This window comes from Pontibacter anaerobius (assembly GCF_026241195.1).
GTDB classification, from domain to species: Bacteria; Bacteroidota; Bacteroidia; order Cytophagales; family Hymenobacteraceae; genus Pontibacter; species Pontibacter anaerobius.
In genome coordinates this window covers 54267-71617 of sequence record NZ_JAPFQO010000009.1, presented here as the reverse complement: position 1 = coordinate 71617, position 17351 = coordinate 54267, and the positions used below count along the sequence as shown (strand labels likewise).

Here is a 17351-nt window from a genome sequence, read left to right as displayed (position 1 = left end):
ACTCATTCACTCCATCACGCATTCACGACTTTCTCTTTCCTGTAGCGGTTTGCCTCCTGTAGGAACACCAGCGCCTGGCTCAGGTAGTCAGTAGCAAAAGTCTGGCTTGGCTCGTTCTGGTTTATTTGCAGCACCCTGCTCGTAAAGTCAGGCTCAAACCTGAAGATGCCCGGTGCCACGAAGTGCGCATCGAACTCCTGCAGGATGTTGTGCTGCGTGTTGGTGCTCACGTTTTTATCGAGCAGCAGGGCTTTGGCCGTGCTCACGAAGGCGGCATAGCTGTAGTAGGCAGAGTCCGCGTAGCGTTGCTCCTCCAGTGCTTCGCCGGCCCACTCCAGCTTCTCGTCGGCCTCGTAGAGCAGGGTGGCCACCAGGTCTATCATCACGCCGGCACACTCGCCCACCCCGATTTCCGGTTGGAAGCCATCTTGATGGCCCCAGTCAATGAAGTCATCCGGTGTCAGGGTGGTCAGGTCAGTGAGCGGCTTCAGCAGCTGGTAGAAATAGTCCTTGCCGTTGCGGTCGTAGTAGGCATTGAAGTGCTCGTTTTCCTGCCTGTTCGCCAGGTAATCGTTCAGCACAAAGCGCAGCACCTCCGGCCCGCGCTTGCTCGGCACCTTCAGAAGTTTCTGCGCGATGCGCCCCTGCCCGTTGCTTACCGTGCCGCCTCCTAAAAGCACCTGCAGGGCCGGAAGCACGTTCTTGCCGCTTTTCAGAGAGGACCCATGAAAGCCCAGGCTCGCCATGCCATGCTGCCCGCAGGAGTTCATACAGCCGCTGATCTTGATCTTAAAATCGGTGTTGAACAGCATTTCCGGGTACTCCTCCACGATCACCTGCTCCAGCACTTTGGTAATGTTGGTGCTGTTGGAGATGCCCAGGTTACAGGTGTCGGTGCCGGGACAGGCAGTGATGTCGGCCAGGCTATTAAAGCCCGGCTCGGCAAGGCCAATCGCATCCAGTTGAGAAAACAAGTATGGGAGTGCCTCCTGGCGCACGTACTTCAGCAGCAGGTTCTGCCCCTGCGTCACACGTATATCGTTGGCGGCAAACCCCTGCACCAGCGGCACCAGTTCCCGGGCGGTGTCGCTGCTGATGTCGCCAAGCTGCACTTTCAAGTAGATTCCGTAAAATCCTTCCTGCTTCTGCCTGAATACATTCGTCCGGAGCCATTTATCATACTTATCCGTATCCTCTATCACGTAATCCGGAATCTCCCCCGGCGCAGGCGCGGCAGGATCAAAGTTTATACTTTTGTCTATCCCGAAAGCCTGTGATTTAAGCGCCTTGTACTCCTCGTTCACCAAGCTCAGAACCTTCTCCAGGCCCAGTTTGGCGATGAGGTATTTGAACCGGGCTTTGTTGCGGTTGTTGCGCTCGCCGTGGCGGTCAAAAATCCGAAGCACGCCCTCGATGAAGGGGATTACTTTGTCCTCTTCCAGAAACTCGAAAGCCGTGTGCGCCAGGGCAGGCTGTGCGCCCAGCCCTCCACCGATCATCACTTTAAAGCCACGCTTACCGTCTTGTAACTTCGGGATAAAGCCCAGGTCGTGCATGTACGACAGGGCCGTATCCGCATCGCTGGAGGAGAAGGACATCTTAAACTTGCGCCCCATTTCCTGGCAGATCGGGTTGCGGAGAAAGTATCTAAACACCGCATCTGCATAGGGCGACACGTCGAAGGGTTCATTCGGGTTGATGCCTGCCTCCGGCGATGCCGTAACGTTACGCACCGTGTTTCCGCAGGCCTCGCGCAGGGTAATGTCGTCTTGCTCCAGCTTGGCCCAAAGCTCCGGGGTTCTGTCCAGTCTCACATAATGGACCTGGATGTCCTGGCGCGTGGTCAGGTGCAGGTTGCCGGTGGAGTACTCGTCGGAGATGGCGGCGATGCGCAGCAGTTGTTGCGTGGTCAGTTTACCGAACGGAAGCTTGATGCGCACCATCTGCACTCCCTGCTGGCGCTGCCCGTACACGCCGCGGGCCAGGCGCAAGCTCTTGAACTTATCCTCCTGGAGCTTTCCTTCGCGGTATTCCCGGATCTTCCGCTCCAGTTCAATGATATCTTTTTCTACTATGGGGTTTTCTATTTCTGTTCTGAAGCTTTGCATGTTGTTTGAAGTATGAGTAGCCGGCAAGAAGCGGCTTCGGGTAAAATAAAGTATAAGGGCGCCCGGCACGGCCAAAAGCGGCAGCGCTGAGGAAAGGCTCAAAGTATAGGCTAAACCTAACAGGCGCGCATGCCCGTGAACTGGTGCAAACAGCAACAGCAGGCACCTATCGGCATAAAAGAAGTATAGGCATTGGCAGTTGTTGTAGCCAGGTTACCGGAGAAGTATAAAGAAGGAGATTTTGCTGCTGTACGCATACTGTTGTTGCTAAGCGCTCTGCCACCAGCACAGGTATACTTTACCTTACTGATGCCTCGAACGCAAGAATTGAAACCGGGATAAAACGGCCGGATGGGCTACTCCGGGAGCAGCGACATTAGTTTAGGCCAGAAACGGGATGGGGGGCTCCCTTAGCAGGAACAACAGCAACAACAACACATCACAGCAGTAGTGGCGGCACTGTGTGGGGCAAAGCTTACGTTAGCGTTTGCAGATGCTGGGATGAGATTTGTTGTGTTCATGGTTTTGTAATTTATATTTTCCCTTCGTTGGGCAGGATGTGGCACCTTTCCATGAGGATGGTTGCCAGAGGGTCAGGGAGCCTGTTCTCTCGCCTCTTCGTCTATAAACTTCTTGCGCGTGGCAATACTATTCGCTGCAAACTTACTAAAGAACAGGAGAAAAGATACTAACCTTCCTTTATTTTTTTGATCCGCCCCTAAAACCTGTTCTGGCGCTACGGTATACACATACCTGAAAACCAGCTTAATTCTGAAGCCTGAAACGAAGTATGGACCCGCCTACAGATTATACTTTTCCATCCCCTTCTTCTAAAATTTTCTACTGTTATCTGCTTTAAAATGGCTTTTAGCTTCTTTTTTCTTGCACTGCTTCCCCCATGTTGTACGCTGTTCCCGACCAAGCCCCGGAATACACCTACCAACGGCTAATCGTCCAGCATTGCCTATTCATATAGAAATGGGGTGCATTGGTATATTCTGTTTTAGCAGTACAAAACTTCAGTATTACTTTGTAGTGTAAAGAACTCGCTAAAGCACTTATGAAGGATTCACCTAGTATAAAAATTACCGTCTACCATATCGCATAAACTATGAAGAAGCATTTACTATTGATTCTACTGGGTCTGAGCACCCAGGCAGTACTGGCGCAGGCGCCACAGCAGGCAAGTCCGCAACAGCAGCAGGCAAGCATGCCGGCTCCGAGGGGGAACGCTAAGATCAGTGGCGTGGTAGTGGACTCTGAAACGAAACAGCCTATTGAGTTTGCGACAGTGGCGCTTATTAACCTGAACACCGGCAAACCAATCGATGGGTCTATGGCCGATGACAAAGGCCGCTTTACCATCCAAAAAGTGGCGGCTGGCAAGTATAAACTCAACATTTCTTTTCTGGGATACGTGCAGCAGGCGGTGGAGAATGTAACCGTTGCCTCCGACAATGCTGAGGTGAATGTGGGTACAATTTCCCTGGCCACAGATGCCAAAAAGCTCAGCGAGGTTGTGATTACAGGCGAGAAGCCGCTGGTGGAGGAGAAGATAGACCGCACGGTATACAACGCCGAGAAAGACATTACCAATGCAGGCGGAAACGCGGCCGACGTGCTGCAGAAAGTGCCCTCACTTAGTGTAGATACGGACGGAAACGTACAACTGCGCGGCAGCAGTAACGTGCGCGTGCTAATCAACAACAAGCCCTCCTCTATCATGGCGGGCAGCGTGTCGGATGCCCTGAAGCAGATCCCTGCAGACATGATCAAGTCTGTGGAGGTGATCACGAGCCCTTCTGCCAAGTATGACGCTGAGGGAACGGCCGGCATCATCAACATCATTACCAAAAAAGACAGTGGTCTGGAGGGCGTGAGCGGCTCTGTGGCACTTACCGGCGGTACACGCGCCAGTAATGGCAATGGCAGCCTGAACGTGCGCAGGGGCAAATTGGGCATCAATGCCAGTGCCAGCACCTTCCAGTTCTACAACCACGGCGACATGTCTAACATCACCCGGTTCTATCAGCCAAACCAGGCTGTGCGCGACCAAAGCGGCAACACCGAGATCAGAGGCGGGTTCTATAACGGGCTATTGGGCTTCGACTACGAACTTTCACCGAAGAACAGCATCTCAGGCAGCGTACGACGCAACGGAGGTGAGTTTCGTATGGAGAATAACCAGCGTCAGCTTTACCTTGTAAATGGTACCGAGGATCCGCAGGGCAGCTTTAACACCGACATCGAGAACCGTAACCAGCGCGTTGGCACTGACCTGAACCTGGACTTCGTGCATACTTTCGAGAAGCCCGGGCAGGAGCTGGCCATCCTCTCGCAGTACACCATGACGGACGCCGACACCCGCAATAACCAGGACCGCTATACCCTGGGCGAGGCCCCTTTCCAGTTACAGCGAAACAACAACGATGGCGTAAACAACGAGTTTACCGTGCAGGTAGACTATGTGCATCCGTTTGAAAATAAGACAAACCTGGAACTCGGTGCCAAATCGATCCTGCGCGATGTGAAAAGCGACGGTTTATCACGTGATATTTTCGAGGACTTTCAGGAGGAGGAGGTACTCAACTTTGACTATGGCCAGGATGTGTACGCTTCTTATGCCACCTACGGCTTCGCCCTGAAGAAAGTGAACGTGAAACTGGGCGCGCGCTTCGAGCAGACGGAGATCGACGCTACCTATTACAAGGAAGATGTGGAAGGAACTCCTTCGCGCACCTCCTTCTCAGACAGCTACAACAACCTGATTCCGAGCGTGGCTTTCTCTTATACCCTGAAGGAGAAGCATACCCTGAAGGCTAACTTCACGCAGCGCATCCAGCGGCCGTCGCTTTTTTACCTGAACCCTTTTGACCAGGAGCAGGCGCCAGGCACGGTGGTACGCGGCAACCCTAAGATCGACGCGGAGCTTACCAACCTGCTGGAGCTGGGCTATAGCACGTACTTCAAAACCTCGTCCATCAGCGCCAACCTGTACATGCGCCAGACTGACAATGCCATTGAAACGGTTACCGACAACAGCCAGATCAGCGAGGGCGTTACCATTCTGACCTTCGACAACGTGGCCAAAAATAAAACCTACGGCATGAGTCTTTACGGTTCGGTGAAGCCCGTGAACAAATGGACAGTGGGCGGCTCAACCAATGTATACTTCGTAGACCTGAAAAGCGACACCGTTTCCAACAGCGGCTGGATGTACAACATCAACCTTAACTCATCTTACGACTTTGGGAAAGGTTTCAGTGCGCAGTTTAACGGCGGCTTTAACTCGCAACGCATTAACCTACTGGGCTCCTTCGCCTCTTTCTCTTACCACAACCTGGCATTTAAGAAAGAGCTGTTCGGTGGCAAGGGCGGCCTGAGCGTCGGCTTGGACAACCCGTTCCGTAAGAGCATGAAAATGAAGAACGATGTGGCGGTTTACAACAAGGAGGGCGACCTGGAGTATCAGCAGAACATCCGTATCAACAACTACAACCGCGGCGCCCGTGTTACCTTCGATTACCGCTTCGGTAAAATGGAGAAGCAGAAGCCTCGCCGCAAGCGCAGCATCCGCAACGACGATACCAAGCAAGGCGACAGCAACGGCGGTGCCGGCGGCATGTAAGTCTCAAAAGTATACACTACTACCTACTACTCTATCTACCGGAAATCCCTACCAGCTTGGCGGGGATTTCTTTTTAGCGGCAACACGTGTTTTTTAGCAAAAGGCAATGGCCGAATGGGCAGATTTGCTTAAGCTTGCAGTATGGCTTTGTCTACTAATTCTGATACCCTGCGCAACTGGGTGATTCGCTATACTTTCTTTTTCCTGGGCTTGATACTGTTTGGCCTCGGCATCGCGATTTCGGTAAAGGTACGCCACCTGGGCCTGCACCCCTGGGACGTCCTGAACGTGGCCTTCTCGGATAAGTTTGGGCTCAGCATCGGCACCTGGAGCGTTATCGTGGGTATGGTGCTCATACTTATCTCGCTCTTCATCAGCAGGAAGTACATCAACATCGGCACCTTCCTCAACGCCCTGCTCATCGGCCCCTTCATGGACTTCTTCCTGTGGCTGGATATACTTCCAGAGGCCAGCCATACCTGGTTCGATTACGTGTGGCTATTGTTAGCGATCCTGATCATCGGCATGGCAGGCGGCCTCTATGTGGCGGGTGGCATTGGCGCCGGCCCGCGCGACGGCTTTATGCTGACTATCTCCGACCGCACAAAACTATCGGTAAGCAAAGCCCGGATTGCCGTGGAAAGTATGGTTTTGGTGATCGGATTCCTGCTGGGTGGGCCGGTACATGTGGTAACGTTTCTGTACACGTTTATCCTGAGCCCTGTTTTCCAGGTGTCGCTTAATGTATTTGTGAAACTGCGGGAGGCGCTGAGCGAGGAGAAGCCGGAGAAGGTGAACGTATAAACCGCTATAAAAGCGAAAAAGCAGCCGGTGGGCTGCTTTTTTGTTACTTGAGGGTTTCGTAAAGCTTTTTCGTTTTCACGTGCAGCGAAAACCAGTCATAGTTATTGCGGAGCATATTGAAATTACTTCCCTCCACCACACCATTCATGCCCTTTTTGGTAAGCGCATCGGCAATCACATGGTCTTCGATCACAAAAGAATCTACTACCAAGCCCCCGTTCACAAAAGAGCATGCTAAGCCTTTGTCATCAGTTTTGTACAGCAATGTGTTGCTTTTCTTTAATCCTTTCTCGATTCTTTCTAATTCTTTCATAGTATTAAGCTTCTACAGGATATACATCCCGGCAGTGATTATAGTTCAAGTATAGAAAAGAATATCACAATAATTTACCTGAAAAGGGTAAATGACTCTAAAAATAATGTGAATGCAGCCTAGATAGATGCAATTAATTTTCTGCTATACCTGGTGGCTCCGGAAGAACCCATTTTCTGATCTTGTTCTGGAGCAGCAGCTTTGTTACAACGGCAGCAGCAGACCAACGCAGAATTGCACCGGTTCAGGCTACGTACTGGGCAGTCATACAGCTATTGGCAACTTTAGAAGAAATTTTCGGCGTGTTTATACCAGATCGAAGGTATAACATACAGCCTTTCAGAAATAATAATATATATTGCAGTATGTACTGCTGTAACTTTTGCTGTAAGAGCCGCAGAGGCATGAACATTCTTCTTGTAGGCTCGTAAAAGTTCAGGTAGCAGTAGAACAAAACTATATAGCGGTTTCTGCATTAATTTGTTTCAGGCTGGCAACTATTTTTTCGGTTTTCCGGGGAAGGCGCCGCTTTTAGCTATTATACCAAAGCAGAAGGCCGGATTGTCTTACTACCTTAACCCTTATACACACGTGTACCAGGCAGACATCCACGCAACAACCACCTTCCTGAAAGAACTGCTGGAGCGCAGCACCACCAAACAGGGTCTGGAGTGGCTCACGCAGAAAATGGAGCTGATAGGCTCTGAGAAAGCACAACCCAAAGATTTATACCTTGCCTTTAGTGCCGCACCGCGCTTTATCGGCAAAGAGCAGCTGCAGCTATCGCAGCAGGAGCAGGAAAAGGCTGATACCATAAGGCCGGGCTTTAACCCGGGCCATTGGAGCGCCGCCCAGGCCGCACGTACCCTGCTTCTACTTTCGCTGCCCCACCAGGATGCCCAGGCTTTCCAGAAACAGATAGAAACGCTGTTTAACACCGCCGATATGGGGGAACAGGTGGCACTGTATGCGGCCCTGCCACTGCTGCCGCACCCTGAACTTTTCAGGATGCGCGCCGCCGAGGGGTTCCGCACCAACATGGGCGATGTGTTTGAGGCCGTAGCGCTCAACAACCCCTACCCTGCCGATTACATGGAAGAGGATGCCTGGAACAACATGGTTCTTAAAACGCTGTTTGTGGGCAAGCCCATCTTCCGCATCTATGGCATAGAGAAACGCAGCAACGCCAAGCTGGCACGCATACTTTCTGACTATGCCCACGAGCGCTGGGCGGCCGGTCGGCCCGTGTCACCGGAACTTTGGCGCCCTGTCGGGCCTTTTATAGATGAGGTGCTGCTTGCCGATATTCAGAAACTTTTCTCGCAGCCTAATGAGTTGGAGCAGGAAGCAGCCGCTCTGGCCTGTGCCCAAAGCAACAGCTCCACAGCCAAAGAACTACTTAATGCGCACCCGCAGCTGAAGGCACGGGTAGAGAACGGGGAGATAACCTGGAACCACATCGGCGAAAAAAACCTGCAACTGGCTTAGAAGCCATACTTTTTCGCGCTAACTTTACTTGTAGCTCGTTATAGGTGCATGGTTAACTCCACGCATAGTATAAATCACATTCCAACCCAAACCCATTACTATATGAACACGCATAACCTGATGCTCATAGATCCGCATATCCACATGACCTCCCGCACCACCGACGATTATGAGCGTATGCGCCAGGCAGGCATTGTGGCCATAATCGAACCCGCTTTCTGGCTGGGCCAGCCACGCACCGAGGCCGGGTCTTTTAAAGATTACTTCAGCAGCCTGGTAGGTTGGGAGCGCTTCCGGGCAAGCCAGTTCGGCATTAAGCACTACTGCACCATCGGCCTGAACTCTAAAGAGGCCAACAACGAGCCGCTGGCGGAGCAGGTGATGGAGCTGCTGCCGCTGTTTGTGTGCAAAGAGGGTGTGGTAGGCGTTGGTGAGATCGGCTACGACGACCAGACGCCAATTGAGGACAAGTACTTCAGGGCTCAACTGGAATTGGCCAAGGAGGTGAACATGCCGGTGCAGGTACACACCCCGCACCGCGATAAGAAAGCCGGCACGATCAAAAGTATGGAAGTGTGCCTGGAGCACGGAATTGCCCCGGATATGGTGGTGATTGACCATAACAACGAGGAAACCGTGAAAGATGTGCTGGACAGAGGCTTCTGGGCCGCCTTCACCATCTACCCGAACTCCAAAATGGGCAACGAGCGCATGGTGGAGATCGTGAAACAATATGGCTCAGAGCGCATCATCGTGAACAGCTCTGCCGATTGGGGCGTAAGTGATCCGCTGTCGGTTCCTAAAACCGCTTCCCTGATGCTGGAGCGCGGCATCAGCCTTGAGAATGTGCGCAAAACCTGCTACCAGAACGCTCTTGACTCCTTCGGCAAAAGCGGCCAGATGCATGAGTCGGACTGGCTGCAGGGAACTACCGTAGATCAACGCGAGAAATTTTCAGATAACTCTGTGCTTAGAGGCGGCCAGACACCAGTGGTTGGCGATGTGGCAGCCTCCGGCGACCTGGAGTCTAATATTGTTCGCTAAGGCATGAGTACACTTAAAGCTTACCTGCGCCTGATGCGCCCGGCCAATATCGTGACCGCTGTGGCCGATATCATGCTGGGTTACGCTGCCTCAGGCGCTCTGCTGTCGCTGCAACTCTGGGAGAATGGGTTTGAGTCTGGCAATTTATACTTGCTGGGCTGGCTCGTACTGGCTACTATCGGCCTTTACGGGGGCGGCGTGGTTTTCAACGATGTGTTCGATGCCGACCTGGACCGCGTAGAGCGCCCGGAGCGGCCCATCCCGAGCGGAAAGGCAAGTATAACCGGCGCTGCCATACTTGGCGCTGTACTGCTGCTGGGGGGTATTTTAGCGGCCTGGCAGGTTTCGGTTGTCAGCGCCGTTATTGCGCTGGCTGTGGCCCTGCTCGCCCTTCTTTACGACTGGAAAGGCAAGCACCATACTTTACTGGGGCCGGTAAACATGGGGGCCTGCCGTGGCGGCAACCTGCTGCTGGGCGTTAGCGCCATACCCGCCGCTGTGGAGGAACTCTGGTTTATCGCCCTTATACCTATCGTGTACATCTCTGCCATTACCATGGTAAGCCGTGGGGAAGTGCACGGGGGAAACACCGCCGCTTTAAAAGGCGCCGTGCTGATGTATGTGCTGGTGTTTGCCGGCATCATGAGCCTGGCGCTGCTGCCGCAGTTTAACCTGCTGTACAGCCTGCCGTTCCTGGTGCTGTTTGCTTTCCTTATCTTTCCGCCGCTCATTAAAGCCATGCCGGCCAAAGAGCCCAGGCTTATTATCAAAGCTGTGAAGGCCGGCATCCTGGCCCTGATCGTGATGAACGCAAGTATAGCCGCTGGCTTTGCCGGTTGGCAGTACGGCCTGGTTGTACTGCTGCTGTTGCCGGTTTCCATCTACATTGCTAAAAGCTTTGCGGTTACCTGATGCGTATATAGAAATACGGCATAACACTTACACTTATTGAATAATATTTGCCCCCGGTTATGAAGACGATAGAACAGAATTTTGCAGTACCGTTCAGGTATGGGGTATACTTTACAGAAGGGCTTTTTAGCCCGGAGAACAACCTGCTACCGGAGGTGCTGGCCCAGGATAAGGCCACTTCGCCACGCAAGGCCCTGTTTGTGATAGACAGTGGCGTGGCCAAGGCTCACCCGCAGTTGCTGGAGCAGATCCATACTTTTGCCGCAGCCCATGCCGATACCCTCCAACTGGCAGAGGAACCGCTCATACTGCCCGGAGGCGAGGAATCCAAAAATAACCCGGAGCACCTGCAAACCATACTTTCCGCTGTCAATGCGTTTGGTGTTTGCCGCCACTCCTACCTGATAGCCATTGGGGGCGGTGCCATACTTGACCTGGCCGGTTTTGCCGCTGCCGTTGCCCATCGGGGGATCCGCCATATCCGCATCCCCACTACCGTACTTTCCCAGAACGATTCGGGAGTGGGTGTGAAGAACAGCGTGAATGCGTTTGGCAAAAAGAACTTTTTGGGCACGTTTGCCCCGCCGTTTGCCGTGCTAAACGACAGCGATTTTCTGCTCTCCCTGGAAGACCGCGACTGGCGCTCCGGCATCTCGGAGGCTATAAAAGTGGCCCTCATCAAAGACATCCATTTTTACCAAAGTATAAAACACGATGCCCGAAAGCTGGTTAGCCGCGACATGGCTGCCATGCAAAAACTTATCCACCGCTGCGCCGAGCTGCACGTGGAGCACATCGGCGGCCTCGACCCGTTTGAGATGGGCTCTTCCCGGCCTTTGGACTTCGGGCATTGGGCCGCACACAAGCTGGAGCAACTAACCAAGTATAGCCTGCGCCACGGAGAGGCGGTAGCCATCGGCATTGCCTTGGATGTGATTTACTCGCACCTGAAAGGAATGATCCCTGCCACGGAGCGCGATGATGTGCTCTCCCTGCTGCAGGAACTGGGCTTCCGCCTGTTTGTGCCGGAGCTGGCACAGCAGGAGGCTGATGGGCAACTATCGGTAGTGCAGGGCCTGCGGGAGTTCCGGGAGCACCTGGGCGGGCAACTCACCATCATGCTGCTGAGCAAACTAGGCGTAGGCCAGGAGGTGCACGAGATGGACGAGGAACTGGTGCGGCAGGCGGTGAGCTATCTGCAGAAAAAACACCAACCACAACCGCTCTCACAAGTATAAACATAGAGATGGCAGCTCGCTTGTGGGCTGCCGATGTCTCACCTAATACACCTGAACATGTTTCTGGACAAAGGGTATCATCTTACTTACTGCACCAACATCCATCCCGGCGAAAGCTGGAATGAGGTTTTTCAGAACCTGAAAACATACTTCCCGCCGCTAAAAAAGGAAATCTCACCGGATAAACCACTTGGAATAGGTCTGCGCCTTTCAAATAAGGCGAGCGAGGAACTACAGGAGGATACAAGCCGGCTGCAGGAGTTTAAGCGTTGGCTGCAGGATCAAGGGCTCTATGTGTTTACCATGAACGGCTTCCCGTACGGAGGCTTTCACCACCAGGCAGTGAAGGACCACGTGCACAAACCCGATTGGACGACCCAGGACCGGCTGGATTATACTTTGCGGCTGGCCCGCATCCTGGCTGAGCTGCTGCCCGAGGGCATGGAAGGCGGCATTTCCACCTCCCCTCTCTCTTATAAACCCTGGCTGCTGGAGGAGGATGAGCAGAAAGTAAAAGCTACGTATACACAAGCAACCCAAAACCTGGTGAAACTGGTGGCGGAGCTCGTCAAGCTGAAAGAGGAAACCGGTAAGATCATCCACATCGACATAGAGCCGGAGCCAGACGGGCTGCTGGAAAACTCGAGGGAGGTGATCAACTATTACCAGGAGTGGCTGCTGCCGAAGGGCATGCAGCACCTGCAGGAGGAGCTGAGCCTGCCAAAGGAGGAGGCGACTGAAGCCATATACAGGCACCTGCAGCTGTGCTACGATGTCTGCCACTTCGCGCTGGCTTACGAGAAGCCTGCCGAAGCATTTGCCAAGTTGAAACATGCTGGCATTAAAATTGGCAAGATTCAGCTCAGCGCCGCACTTAAAAGCACACTTCCCGAGGACGTGGAGACACGCAGTGAGATAGCTGAGACCATGGCTACTTTAGCCGAGGATACTTACCTGCACCAGGTGGTGGAGAAAGACAAAGACGGCAAGCTGACGCAGTACCCCGACCTGACCTTTGCGCTGCAGCACATCCGCAAGCCCGGTGCCGAAGAGTGGCGTACGCACTTCCATGTGCCGCTCTTTACCGAACAGTACAACGGTTTGCAGTCTACCCAGGAGGATGTGGCAAAAGTGTTGCTTTTGCTGCAGCAGGACCCGGTAACCCAGCACCTGGAGGTCGAAACCTATACCTGGGAGGTACTCCCTAAAGAAATCAAGAAAGATTTGTCAACATCCATCCAGCGGGAGCTGGAGTGGGTTCTACAAAACATTAACAACTCCAACAATGCAGAAAACGGTAGTCCTGAACATCGTCGGGCTGACGAAATCGCTGATCGGTAAAAACACGCCTTTTCTGGCAAAATGGGCCGCTGCGGCACAGCAGACAAGTATAAAACCGGTGCTTCCGGCGGTAACCTGTACGGCGCAGTCTTCTTACCTCACCGGCAAGTGGCCCGAGGAACACGGCATAGTAGGCAACGGCTGGTACTTTAGGGATGAGGATGAGGTGAAGCTGTGGCGGCAATCGAATAAGCTGGTGCAGGCACCCAAAGTATGGGAAATAGCGAAAGCGGCCGACCCAAACTTTACCGTGGCCAACATGGGCTGGTGGTACAACATGAACACCACTGCCGATTATACTTTAACCCCGCGCCCGCAATACCTGGCCGACGGCCGTAAACTGCCCGACTGCTATACCCAACCCGCCGACCTGCGCGACAAGCTGCAGGCAGAGCTGGGCACTTTTCCGCTGTTCAGCTACTGGGGCCCAAAAACATCTATTAAATCCAGTAAGTGGATAGCCGATGCAAGTAAGATAACCGATAACCTGTACAACCCCACGCTCACGCTCATCTACCTCCCCCACCTCGACTACAACCTGCAACGCATCGGCCCGTCGGACCCGCGCATTGCCAAAGACCTGCAGGAGATAGATGCGGTAGCCGGCGACCTGATTGCCTTCTATGAGGCCAAAGGTGCGCAGGTAATGGTGCTGTCGGAGTACGGCATCTCGGACGTAAACCAGCCGGTGCACCTAAACCGGGTGTTGCGCGAAAAGGGCTACCTGCACGTGCGTGTGGAACGCGGAACGGAACTGCTGGACATGGCCATGAGTAAAGCTTTTGCTGTAGCCGACCACCAGGTGGCGCATGTATATGTAAAAGACGCTGCTAAAGTATCGGAGGTAAAACAAATGCTGCAACAGGTTGATGGGGTGGAAGAAGTACTCGAGGGTAAAGAACGCTACAAATACAGACTGGCGCACGAGCGCTGCGGCGAGCTGGTAGTGGTGGCCAAAGCCAATGCCTGGTTCACGTATTACTTCTGGCTCGACGATAAAAAGGCACCAGACTACGCCCGCATGGTAGACATCCACAAAAAGCCTGGCTACGACCCCGTGGAGCTGTTCATCGACCCTAAAATTAAATTCCCACTGCCGCTGGTGGCCGGTAAGCTGCTTCGTAAAAAGCTGGGCTTCCGTACCGTGCTCGATATTATTCCGCTGGATGCCACACTGGTGAAAGGCTCGCATGGCCGCATTCCGGAAGATAAGAATGAGTGGCCACTGCTGCTCACAAAGTATAAAAAGGATATGCCACAGGAAGTACAGGCCGTGGATGTGTTCGACTTGATACTTGACCACCTGCAGGTGCCAAAGCCCGAGCCGGTGTTTATTGCATAGACGTAACGCAAATGAAAGTATAAAAAGAGCGAGTCCACTGCAAAACAGTGGACTCGCTCTTTTTATATGTTATGCTTTTATTCCGAAGGGATGGTAAAGCCAAGGTCCGTGCTGATCAGGAACGCCTTCAGGCCATCGCTGCGCCAGTATTGGGAGGCACGCAGTTCGATACTTTTCAGTTTCGTGTCGTTGCGGGTGAAGGGCAAGCCGAACTTAGCGACGCCAAACAAAGGCGAGTAGCGCACCCCGATGCCAACTTTATGGCTACTCAGGTCAGACAGGTCGTAGTCTGACGTATAAAACTCCTGGCTAAGCGCGTGTTCTTTATATGGAGCGAAGTAGTCTGCTGCCGTTTGGGTATGGAAGCGGTAGAACGGGTAGATGGAGAAAAACGGTCCCATCTTAAACGGCGTCTCCACCTCTAGGGTGTTGCCTACCATGCCCCAGTCATCCACATAAAACCTGTAAAACATACGCGCCGTCAGCAGGTCGCTGAGGTAGTAATTGGCGCGCAGGCCGACCGGGAACTTAAGGCGGCTGTCGGGCAACTGCTCCACCAGCGCCTCTTCTTGCTCCTGCACATACACCCGGTGGAACGGCGTGGAGAGCAGTCCCGTCTGGTACACCGCATCTGCCGTAAGCGATACCTGTAACCGTTTGTTGATCACCTGCGAAACGGTGGCTGACAGGTTAAAGGACTGGCGTTTGTTTGTATCTACCCAAGGGCCATTGCCCCGTAGTTCCTGCGGGTAAATCAGCGTCCAGGTATCATAGAAAACCTGCCCCGCAAAGCTCACTTCCCGGTTGCCGTCCCGCGACTCCTTCGCCCAGCTACCCGCCAGGGAAACCGACTGGTAATCATACTCAGTGGAACCCCCGATGGTAATGCTTTTGGTAACACGGCTCAGGCTATTGCGGCGGCTCAGGCCCACGTTTATGTGCGCGCGCATATCTGAGCTGGAGGCCGACGATACGTTAAAGTCTATCTTATCGGTTGAAGCTGAGGAGTAAAAATCCATGCCGAAATTCACCAGCAGGTTGGTAACCGTATCCAGGGGCACGTTCACGATAACGGTTGGGGTTACATCTGTCAGTTCCTCCGTGCCGACTCCGCCTGTTACCGGGGAGTGGTCGCCTGTCTGGCTGTAGTAGCTGGCCAGGATATTCACATCGGCTGGGGGAAGTTCCTGCACGCGTCTTCCGGATCGTGGGGCGGCATTCTGTGCGAAACCGCTTACGGAGGCCATGGCGAAGGCTGCCATAAATCCTAAGAATTTATACCCTAATTGCATCCGCAACCTCCTCCCACTTTTCCTCCGTTGGCCCCGGAGGCACCCTCGCGGTACGACTCAAAATTAACCTCAAAGCTCTCCAGTTTACGGGCACTCAGCTTCATTTCCTCTTCATTCAGGTAGGTTTTCTGATAGGGCTTTACCACCTCACAGCTGCTCATAAATGCCATGAGACAGCAGCCGGCCAGTAAGATTCTATACTTCTTCATAGTCTGATTTATTTATTTGTAGCTGTCTGGGCAGCTGCAGTTTTTTTCTTGTTCTGGTAATAATGAAGGCTCAGGCTTTCTGACGTCACGATCTCATCCTCGTCGGTTATCAGCAGGCACTCTACCCCTTTTAGCTGGTTCACCAGGTACAGCCCCTCCTCTTTGCCCAGCACCGACACGGTTGTTGCCAGGGCATCGGCCAGCTCACCGTTCGGGCAAACGATCGTCACGCTTTTCAGTCCTTTGGCAGGGTAACCGGTGCGCGGGTCGATGATGTGCGAGTAGCGTTGGCCACCCACCTCCGCAAATTTCTCGTAATTGCCCGAAGTCACCACGGCCGTGTTATCAGCCGTAAGCCACGAGAAAACCTTGTCCTTCTCCTCCGGGTCGGCAATGCCTACGTACCATGGCTGCCCATCAGGCTGTTTGCCCCAGGTTACCAGGTCGCCGGCAGCGTTCACTACGCCACCCTCAATACCCATTTCGCGCATCACGTCGCGGGCGCGGTTGGCGGCATAGCCTTTACCTATGGCCCCAAAGCCGATCTTCATCCCAGGTTCTTTCAGAAAGACGCTGTGGTTTTCGGGGTTCAGAATGATGTTCTTATAGTTGATTTTGGAAACGGATGCCTTGATCTGATCTGGTGTCGGGAGCGCTTTCATGCTACCGTCATACTTCCATACTTTGTCTATGGAGGCGAAAGAGATATCAAATGCGCCGCCTGTCATGCTGGAGATGCGGTTGCTGCGGCTGATGAGGTCGTAGAGTTCCTGGTTTACCACTACCGGTTTGATGCCGGCGTTGCGGTTTATCTCGCTGGTCTGGGAGGTTGGCTGCCATTCCGAGATCAGGGCCTCGATGCGCTGAATCTCTTTGATGCCGGCATCGATGGCTTCCCATGCTTTCTGCTCGTCCCGCGTAACGGCTGCCAACTCAAACCGCGTCCCCATCAGCAACTGTACTTTTTTATGGGTTTGAGGCTCCTTGGTTGGCAAGCGTTGTGCCTGCGCCTGCACCAGGGCCGTACAGCACAAGAGCAAGAGAATAAATAGGCGTTGCAGCATCGTTTTAAATTTGTTTGGATAAAGAAAAACCCACTCCTGGGCAGAGTGGGCGTGGTTCTTAATTCTTCTGAAGTTCTTTCAGGTGCTCGATGTATTTGGCAGGGCCTCCGGCTTTGTAGCCTGTCTTGGCGATTACGTTACCTTCTTCATCGGTTAACACCACCAGCGGGAACATGCCGTCTTTGTTATACTTGGCCGCCAGTTCCTCGTTTTGCTTTGTCTGGTCTGCGGGGAGCTGGTTCTTTTTCATTCTCGGGAAATCCAGTTCCAGCAGCACCAGGTTGTCTTTGGCATACTGCTTAAACTCCTCTGACTCCCATACTTCCTTGCTCAGCATGATACACGGTTTGCACCAGTCAGACCCGGCAAACACCATCAGGATCGGTTTATGTTCTGCCTTTGCTTCCGCAACGGCAGCCTCATACTTCACTTTCCATTCTTCGCTGGCAGTACTTTGGGCGAAGGCGGCATTCAGGCTCAGGGCCATTCCAAAAACTAAGGAAAAAAGGATTCGCTTCATCATAGGTTCAAATTTGTAAGGTTCTTCTGCAGCTGCAGCTATATCTCT

The 17351-nt window shown here is 53.2% G+C and carries 15 protein-coding genes and 1 riboswitch; of the genes, 8 read left to right on the top strand and 7 right to left on the bottom strand.

Annotated elements, in window-relative coordinates; translation table 11 throughout:
* Positions 1 to 14: 14 nt before the first annotated feature.
* Complete coding sequence (locus OO017_RS13865; RefSeq protein WP_266053357.1) at positions 15 to 2108, bottom strand: ferredoxin-like domain-containing protein; 2094 nt, start codon at positions 2106 to 2108, stop codon at positions 15 to 17.
* A 116-nt stretch (positions 2109 to 2224) separates the two neighbouring features.
* Positions 2225 to 2365 carry a hypothetical protein gene (locus OO017_RS13860; protein WP_266053130.1) on the bottom strand — a complete coding sequence of 47 codons (141 nt, stop codon included), beginning with the start codon at positions 2363 to 2365 and terminating at the stop codon, positions 2225 to 2227.
* Between the two features lie 272 nt (positions 2366 to 2637).
* A riboswitch (SAM riboswitch) is annotated at positions 2638 to 2739 on the bottom strand.
* A 480-nt stretch (positions 2740 to 3219) separates the two neighbouring features.
* On the opposite strand from OO017_RS13860, the gene OO017_RS13855 reads away from it, so the two are divergent.
* On the top strand, positions 3220 to 5736 hold the full coding sequence (locus OO017_RS13855; RefSeq protein ID WP_266053128.1) for a TonB-dependent receptor: 2517 nt from the start codon (positions 3220 to 3222) through the stop codon (positions 5734 to 5736).
* A 141-nt stretch (positions 5737 to 5877) separates the two neighbouring features.
* The gene (locus tag OO017_RS13850) at positions 5878 to 6540 is read left to right on the top strand and encodes a YczE/YyaS/YitT family protein (protein ID WP_266053127.1); all 663 of its coding nucleotides are present in this window, start codon (positions 5878 to 5880) and stop codon (positions 6538 to 6540) included.
* A gap of 43 nt (positions 6541 to 6583) precedes the next feature.
* On the opposite strand, the gene OO017_RS13845 is transcribed toward OO017_RS13850, so the two are convergent.
* Complete coding sequence (locus tag OO017_RS13845; RefSeq protein ID WP_266053125.1) at positions 6584 to 6853, bottom strand: hypothetical protein; 270 nt, start codon at positions 6851 to 6853, stop codon at positions 6584 to 6586.
* Positions 6854 to 7414: 561 nt separating this feature from the next.
* Here OO017_RS13845 and OO017_RS13840 point away from each other — a divergent pair.
* The 6 genes from OO017_RS13840 to OO017_RS13815 all read left to right on the top strand — a co-directional run bounded on the left by OO017_RS13840 (position 7415) and on the right by OO017_RS13815 (position 14218).
* A complete protein-coding gene (locus OO017_RS13840; protein ID WP_266053124.1) occupies positions 7415 to 8341 on the top strand; it encodes an EboA domain-containing protein in 927 nt (308 codons plus the stop codon).
* 102 nt (positions 8342 to 8443) lie between these two features.
* Positions 8444 to 9385 carry a TatD family hydrolase gene (locus OO017_RS13835; RefSeq protein WP_266053122.1) on the top strand — a complete coding sequence of 314 codons (942 nt, stop codon included), beginning with the start codon at positions 8444 to 8446 and terminating at the stop codon, positions 9383 to 9385.
* A 3-nt stretch (positions 9386 to 9388) separates the two neighbouring features.
* On the top strand, positions 9389 to 10297 hold the full coding sequence (gene eboC, locus OO017_RS13830; protein ID WP_266053121.1) for a UbiA-like protein EboC: 909 nt from the start codon (positions 9389 to 9391) through the stop codon (positions 10295 to 10297).
* Positions 10298 to 10356: 59 nt separating this feature from the next.
* Entirely contained in the window at positions 10357 to 11535 is a 1179-nt protein-coding gene (locus OO017_RS13825; RefSeq protein ID WP_266053120.1) for a 3-dehydroquinate synthase, read from the top strand.
* Between the two features lie 33 nt (positions 11536 to 11568).
* Positions 11569 to 12876 carry a metabolite traffic protein EboE gene (eboE, locus tag OO017_RS13820; protein ID WP_266053119.1) on the top strand — a complete coding sequence of 436 codons (1308 nt, stop codon included), beginning with the start codon at positions 11569 to 11571 and terminating at the stop codon, positions 12874 to 12876.
* Positions 12821 to 14218 carry an alkaline phosphatase family protein gene (locus OO017_RS13815; RefSeq protein WP_266053118.1) on the top strand — a complete coding sequence of 466 codons (1398 nt, stop codon included), beginning with the start codon at positions 12821 to 12823 and terminating at the stop codon, positions 14216 to 14218. Before eboE ends, OO017_RS13815 begins: the two co-directional genes overlap by 56 nt.
* Positions 14219 to 14295: 77 nt before the next feature.
* Here OO017_RS13815 and OO017_RS13810 read toward each other — a convergent pair whose 3' ends face one another.
* The 4 genes from OO017_RS13810 to OO017_RS13795 are packed head-to-tail and all read right to left on the bottom strand — an operon-like array spanning position 14296 to position 17306.
* Positions 14296 to 15480, bottom strand: a complete 1185-nt coding sequence (locus OO017_RS13810) for a DUF3570 domain-containing protein (RefSeq protein WP_266053117.1) — start codon at positions 15478 to 15480, stop codon at positions 14296 to 14298.
* A 20-nt stretch (positions 15481 to 15500) separates the two neighbouring features.
* Positions 15501 to 15719: a DUF4266 domain-containing protein gene (locus tag OO017_RS13805; RefSeq protein WP_266053116.1), complete on the bottom strand. Its 219-nt coding sequence runs from the start codon at positions 15717 to 15719 to the stop codon at positions 15501 to 15503.
* An 8-nt stretch (positions 15720 to 15727) separates the two neighbouring features.
* Entirely contained in the window at positions 15728 to 16783 is a 1056-nt protein-coding gene (locus OO017_RS13800) for an FAD:protein FMN transferase (RefSeq protein WP_266053115.1), read from the bottom strand.
* Positions 16784 to 16841: 58 nt separating this feature from the next.
* Positions 16842 to 17306 (bottom strand): thioredoxin family protein, encoded by a 465-nt coding sequence (locus tag OO017_RS13795; RefSeq protein ID WP_266053114.1) that lies wholly within the window; start codon positions 17304 to 17306, stop codon positions 16842 to 16844.
* Positions 17307 to 17351: the final 45 nt, after the last annotated feature.

Excerpts from the sequence above, each read along its gene's own strand:
- OO017_RS13865 (WP_266053357.1), bottom strand. The coding sequence starts at position 2,108 with ATGCAAAGCTTCAGAACAGAAATAGAAAACCCCATAGTAGAAAAAGAT.
- OO017_RS13860 (WP_266053130.1), bottom strand. The coding sequence starts at position 2,365 with ATGCGTACAGCAGCAAAATCTCCTTCTTTATACTTCTCCGGTAACCTG.
- OO017_RS13855 (WP_266053128.1), top strand. The coding sequence starts at position 3,220 with ATGAAGAAGCATTTACTATTGATTCTACTGGGTCTGAGCACCCAGGCA.
- OO017_RS13850 (WP_266053127.1), top strand. The coding sequence starts at position 5,878 with ATGGCTTTGTCTACTAATTCTGATACCCTGCGCAACTGGGTGATTCGC.
- OO017_RS13845 (WP_266053125.1), bottom strand. The coding sequence starts at position 6,853 with ATGAAAGAATTAGAAAGAATCGAGAAAGGATTAAAGAAAAGCAACACA.
- OO017_RS13835 (WP_266053122.1), top strand. The coding sequence starts at position 8,444 with ATGAACACGCATAACCTGATGCTCATAGATCCGCATATCCACATGACC.
- eboC (WP_266053121.1), top strand. The coding sequence starts at position 9,389 with ATGAGTACACTTAAAGCTTACCTGCGCCTGATGCGCCCGGCCAATATC.
- OO017_RS13825 (WP_266053120.1), top strand. The coding sequence starts at position 10,357 with ATGAAGACGATAGAACAGAATTTTGCAGTACCGTTCAGGTATGGGGTA.
- eboE (WP_266053119.1), top strand. The coding sequence starts at position 11,569 with ATGTCTCACCTAATACACCTGAACATGTTTCTGGACAAAGGGTATCAT.
- OO017_RS13815 (WP_266053118.1), top strand. The coding sequence starts at position 12,821 with ATGCAGAAAACGGTAGTCCTGAACATCGTCGGGCTGACGAAATCGCTG.
- OO017_RS13810 (WP_266053117.1), bottom strand. The coding sequence starts at position 15,480 with ATGGCAGCCTTCGCCATGGCCTCCGTAAGCGGTTTCGCACAGAATGCC.
- OO017_RS13805 (WP_266053116.1), bottom strand. The coding sequence starts at position 15,719 with ATGAAGAAGTATAGAATCTTACTGGCCGGCTGCTGTCTCATGGCATTT.
- OO017_RS13800 (WP_266053115.1), bottom strand. The coding sequence starts at position 16,783 with ATGCTGCAACGCCTATTTATTCTCTTGCTCTTGTGCTGTACGGCCCTG.
- OO017_RS13795 (WP_266053114.1), bottom strand. The coding sequence starts at position 17,306 with ATGATGAAGCGAATCCTTTTTTCCTTAGTTTTTGGAATGGCCCTGAGC.